The sequence below is a fragment of the Streptomyces sp. NPDC012935 genome, from assembly GCF_042900345.1.
Taxonomy (GTDB): domain Bacteria; phylum Actinomycetota; class Actinomycetes; order Streptomycetales; family Streptomycetaceae; genus Streptomyces.
The window spans coordinates 1-1,074 of record NZ_JBIBBC010000119.1; the positions used below are offsets into that span (position 1 = coordinate 1).

A 1,074-nucleotide genomic window follows, 5' to 3' on the forward strand; every position below is an offset into this window, starting at 1 on the left:
CACCCACCACCTGAACGGCAAGCAGGCACTGGCGCTGGCCCGCACCCGGCACGGCATCGGCAACGGCAGCGACCTGGGCCGCATCGAACTCCAGCAGAAGCTGGTGAACGCCCTTCTCGACCAGATCTCCGGCACCGACCTGCTCACCGACCCCGCCAGGCTCTACCGGGTCGCCGACGCGGTGACCGGGGCCCTGACCACGGATACGGGACTCGACTCGCTGAGCGAGCTGACCGGCCTGGGGCAGAGCCTGCGGGGGCTGACGTCGGACGGCGTCAAGACCCTGACCATGCCCGTGGTGCCCGCGCCGGCCAACCACAACCGGGTGGTGGCGGACGAGCCGGAGGCGACCGAACTGTGGAAGTCGCTGCGCTGAGAAAAGATTCCTCAGGAAATCCCGCGGGACGTGTCGATCCGGCGCCCGGCCGTTCGACGCAGGGGTGAGAGGCCGGGAAAGGCCCGGCCACCGCAGCACGAGGAGTCACCATGCCCCGATACCTGTCGCTCGTGAAGATCGACGAGGCGTCCGCCCCCGCCGAGGGCCCGAGCCCCGAACTGATGCGGCGCATGGGCGAGCTGATCGAGGAGGTCACCAAGGCGGGCGTCATGCTCGACACCGCCGGGCTGCTGCCGTCCGCACAGGGCACCCGCGTGCACTGGGAGGGCGGCCGGATCTCCGTCACCGACGGGCCCTTCACCGAGGCCAAGGAGGTCGTCGGCGGCTACGCGATCATGCAGTGCAAGGACAGGGCCGAGGCCATCGAGTGGACCACCCGGTTCCTGAAGGTGCACGAGGAGTTCTGGACCGTCACCTGCGAGGTGCGGGAGATCGCCGAGGGGTGACCGCGCCCGCTGGGCCGCCGGACGGGCAGGGTGTTCGATGTTGGGCTGTGGAGACACCGCGCACCAACGACCCCCTGCCCGCCCTCGAAACCGTGTTCCGGCTGGAGTTCCCCCGTGTCGTCGCCGCCGTCACCCGGGTCGTCCGGGACGTCGGCATCGCCGAGGAACTCGCCCAGGACGCCCTGGTCGCCGCACTGGAGCGGTGGCCGCGCGACGGCGTGCCCGACCGGC

2 protein-coding genes and 1 pseudogene are annotated in these 1,074 nt (G+C 71.0%); all 3 read left to right on the forward strand.

The window, feature by feature from the left end; translation table 11 throughout:
• Positions 1-376, forward strand: a 376-nt coding sequence (locus ACFY5C_RS41985) for an LCP family protein (RefSeq protein WP_389455376.1), incomplete at its 5' end; no start/stop codon positions are given.
• Positions 377-486: 110 nt separating this feature from the next.
• A complete protein-coding gene (locus ACFY5C_RS41990) occupies positions 487-843 on the forward strand; it encodes a YciI family protein (RefSeq protein ID WP_062663982.1) in 357 nt (118 codons plus the stop codon).
• A gap of 47 nt (positions 844-890) precedes the next feature.
• Positions 891-1,074 (forward strand): annotated as a pseudogene (locus ACFY5C_RS41995) (RNA polymerase subunit sigma-24); the annotation flags it as partial.

Bases quoted from the DNA above. Each gene is read 5' to 3' on its own strand.
- ACFY5C_RS41990 (WP_062663982.1), top strand. From the start codon at position 487: ATGCCCCGATACCTGTCGCTCGTGAAGATCGACGAGGCGTCCGCCCCC.